Below are 243 nucleotides of genomic sequence, written 5' to 3' on the forward strand. Positions count from 1 at the left end.
GGTACAGGTTGAACAGTTTATCCTCCGCTAAGTGGTATTACCATACATTCTGGACCTTCGGTTGATTTGGGTATTTTCTCCCTACACATTGCTGGTCTTAGCAGCATTGCTGGTGCAATTAATTTTATTGTTACTATTTGCAACATGCGTGCTCGTGGAATGACTTGAAACCGTGTGCCGTTATTTGTGTGATCGGTTTTAGTAACAGCTATTTTATTGTTACTATCACTTCCTGTTTTAGCT

General features: G+C 39.9%; 1 protein-coding gene. It reads right to left on the minus strand.

Annotated features, from left to right (window positions below; genetic code table 11):
• Positions 1-17 precede the first annotated feature (17 nt).
• A partial coding sequence (locus tag ACCC97_RS28895) for a hypothetical protein (RefSeq protein ID WP_413336417.1) occupies positions 18-243 on the minus strand: 226 nt, incomplete at its 5' end.

The organism is Variovorax sp. Varisp85 (assembly GCF_047304045.1).
Taxonomy (GTDB): Bacteria; Pseudomonadota; Gammaproteobacteria; order Burkholderiales; family Burkholderiaceae_C; genus Variovorax.